We start from the raw sequence: 3372 nt of genomic DNA on the forward strand, positions 1-3372 counted from the left end.
GTCGAGGACCGCGCCGCCCTGATGCGGACCACGGCCGCCAACCTGGAGCCCCTGCTCCTCACGTACGTCGGGGAGGAGGAGGGCGGCGCCGACGCGGTCATCGAGCGCACGGTCCAGCGCGAGCCCCTCCTCTCCACCACCACGGAGGACGGCTTCCAGCACCGCCTCTGGTCGATCACGGACCCCGCCGAGCTCGCCACGATCGCCGGCGAACTGGCCCGGCACCAGGCCCTCATCGCCGACGGCCACCACCGCTGGGCGACGTACCTGCGCCTCCGCGAGGAGCACGCGGCGCCCGGCCCCTGGAACTACGGCCTGGTCCTCCTCATCGACACCGCCCGCTACCCCCTGCGGGTCCGCGCCATCCACCGTCTCCTCAACCGCCTGCCGGTCGCCGACGCCCTCACGGCCCTCGGCGACGCGTTCCGGGTCCGCAGGATCGACCGGCCGCTCCCCGTGGCCCTGGAGGCCCTCGCGGACGCCGCGGCCGAAGGCAACGCCTTCCTCCTCGCGGGTGACGGCACCTTCCACCTCCTGGACCGCCCGGACCCCGCCCTCCTCGACCGCACGATCCGCACGGACCGCCCCCAGGCCTGGCGGACCCTGGACGCCACGGTCCTGCACTCCACCCTCCTGGAGCACCTCTGGCACATCCCGGACGCCCCCGAGGACATCGCCTACATCCACGACACGGAGGCGGCGGTCGCCCAGGCGGAACGCCGCGGCGGTACGGCGGTCCTCATGCATCCGGTACGGGAGGAGGTCGTCCGCGACCTCGCCCGCCAGGGCGTCACGATGCCCCGCAAGTCGACCTCGTTCGGCCCGAAGCCGGCGACGGGCCTGGTCCTGAGGAGCCTGGCGCTGGACTGAACGCACGGACGGAAACGAAGAAGGGCGGCACCCGACGGGTGCCGCCCTTCTCAACTACCGGCCCGGATCAGCCCTTGTCGCCGTCCCGGTCCTCGTCCTCGTCGTCCTCGTCGTCGACGTCGAGCTCGACATCGACGACGCCCGACTCGTCCGACTCCTCGTCGGACTCGTCCTCGGACTCGTCGAAGGCGTCGACGAACTCCACGCCGTCCATCTCGGCGAGCCGGTCGGAGGCGTCCGTGGCGCCGTCCTTGTCGGCCTCCAGGGCCTTGGCGAACCACTCGCGCGCCTCGCGCTCACGGCCGGCGGCGAGCAGCGCGTCGGCGTACGCGTACCGCAGACGCGCGGTCCACGGGTGCACGGCGCTGGAGGCGAGCTCGGGGCTCTGCAGCGTCACGATGGCCGCGTCGAGCTGCCCCAGGTCCCGGCGGGCGCCGGCGGCGACGAGCCGCATCTCGACCTGCCCGGCCTTGTCCAGCTTCTGCACCTCGGGCTCACCGGCCATGGCGAGGGCCCGCTCGGGCCGGCCGAGGCCGCGCTCGCAGTCGGCCATGACGGGCCACAGCTCGACGCCGCCGCTCATCCGGCGAGCCGCGCGGAACTCGGCAAGGGCCTCGGAGTACTTCTGCGTCGCGTACGCGGCGAAGCCGGCGGCCTCGCGGACGGCCGCGACACGGGACGCGAGCCGCAGGGCGACCCGGGAATAGCCGTAGGCCTTCTCCGGGTCCTCGTCGATCAGCTGGGCGACCATGACGAGGTTGCGCGAGACGTCCTCGGCGAGCCCCTTGGGAAGGCTCATCAGCTCCTGGCGCACGTCCGGGTCGATCTCCTCACCGGTGACCTCCGGCGGGATCGGCAGACGCTTGATGGGCGCGCGGTCGCCCCGGTCCCGGTCGTCACGACGCCCGAAACCGCCCCGGTCGTCCCGGCCACGGTACCCACCGCGGTCGCCGCCCCGGTCGTCCCGGCCACGGAACCCGCCACGGTCGCCACCGCGGTCGTCGCGGCGGAAGCCACCGCCACGGCTGTCGCCACCGCGGTCGTCACGACGGAACCCGCCGCCACCACGGCTGTCGTCCCGACGGAACGACGAGGGACGCTCATCGCGCCGCTCATCACGCCGGTCGTCGCGACGGAAGCCGCCACGGTCGTCACGCTGCCCGTAGGAGGGACGGTCGTCCCGACGGAACGACGACGGACGCTCGTCACGCCGATCGTCACGACGGAACCCACCACCACGGTTGTCACCACCGCGGTCGTCACGACGGAAGCCACCACCGCCACGGTTGTCACCACCGCGGTCGTCGCGGCGGAAGCCACCGCCACGGCTGTCGTCACGACGGTCGTCACGACGGAACCCACCACCGCGGTTGTCACCGCCACGGCTGTCGCCACCACGGTCGTCACGGCGGAACCCGCCGCCACCGCGGCTGTCGTCACGCGAGGGGTACGAGGGACGGTCGTCGCGACGGAAGCCGCCACGGTCGTCACGCTGCCCGTAGGAGGGACGGTCGTCCCGACGGAACGACGACGGACGCTCGTCACGCCGATCGTCACGACGGAACCCACCACCACGGTTGTCACCACCGCGGTCGTCACGACGGAAGCCACCACCGCCACGGTTGTCACCGCCGCGGTCGTCACGACGGAACCCACCGCCACGGCTGTCGTCACGGCGGTCGTCGCGCTGCCCGTAGGAGGGACGGTCGTCACGGCGGAACGACGGACGCTCGTCACGCCGATCGTCACGACGGAACCCACCACCACGGTTGTCACCACCGCGGTCGTCACGACGGAACCCGCCACCGCCACGGTTGTCGCCGCCACGGTCATCGCGACGGAACCCACCACCGCGGTTGTCACCGCCACGGCTGTCGCCACCACGGTCGTCACGGCGGAAACCGCCACCGCCGCGGTTGTCACCACCGCGGTCATCGCGACGGAAGCCACCACCGCCACGGTTGTCGTCACGGCGCGGCCCGCGGAAGCCGCCCCGGTCGCCACCGGCACCGTCCCTGCGACGCGGCTCGCGCTCCGGACGGTCGTCGGGAGAGTTGGTGGACATCGGTGTGACTCCTGTCTTCGGGTACTGCAGTCATTCTCGCGCAGCCGGCACTCAGCCGCGCATCGGAAAAGTCAAGCAAAAAACAAAAGGACCCCTGGTCCCAGCGTGAACGCTGGGACCAGGGGTCCTGAAGAATTGTTCGGCGGCGTCCTACTCTCCCACAGGGTCCCCCCTGCAGTACCATCGGCGCTGAAAGGCTTAGCTTCCGGGTTCGGAATGTAACCGGGCGTTTCCCTAACGCTATGACCACCGAAACCCTATCGGTTTCGAGCGAACAAGCACACTCTGTAGTTGTGTTCTAGCTCTAGAAACCAGCAACTGTTCGTTGCTTCAGAACTAACACAGTGGACGCGAGCAACTGAGGACAAGCCCTCGGCCTATTAGTACCGGTCAGCTCCACCCCTTGCGGGGCTTCCACATCCGGCCTATCAACCCAG

2 protein-coding genes, 2 rRNA genes and 1 pseudogene are annotated in these 3372 nt (G+C 71.0%); 1 reads left to right on the plus strand and 4 read right to left on the minus strand.

All coding sequences use genetic code 11. The features are described from left to right. Nucleotides 1–870, plus strand: an 870-nt coding sequence (locus CCN56_RS40640) for a DUF1015 family protein (RefSeq protein WP_086832547.1), incomplete at its 5' end; no start/stop codon positions are given. Between the two features lie 67 nt (nt 871–937). Here the strand turns inward: CCN56_RS40640 and CCN56_RS44050 are convergent. The 4 genes and pseudogenes from CCN56_RS44050 to CCN56_RS40655 all read right to left on the minus strand — a co-directional run. Continuing rightward, the gene (locus CCN56_RS44050; RefSeq protein WP_218779509.1) at nt 938–1729 is read right to left on the minus strand and encodes a tetratricopeptide repeat protein; all 792 of its coding nucleotides are present in this window, start codon (nt 1727–1729) and stop codon (nt 938–940) included. A 15-nt stretch (nt 1730–1744) separates the two neighbouring features. After that, nucleotides 1745–2617: pseudogene (locus CCN56_RS46060) on the minus strand (hypothetical protein); the annotation flags it as partial. Nucleotides 2618–3072: 455 nt separating this feature from the next. Beyond that, a 5S ribosomal RNA gene (gene rrf, locus CCN56_RS40650) occupies nt 3073–3189 on the minus strand. Between the two features lie 106 nt (nt 3190–3295). Next, nucleotides 3296–3372: ribosomal RNA gene (locus tag CCN56_RS40655) — 23S ribosomal RNA — on the minus strand; the annotation flags it as partial.

This window comes from Streptomyces sp. NRRL B-24572, assembly GCF_002156145.1.
In the GTDB taxonomy this organism is placed as follows: Bacteria; Actinomycetota; Actinomycetes; order Streptomycetales; family Streptomycetaceae; genus Streptomyces; species Streptomyces vietnamensis.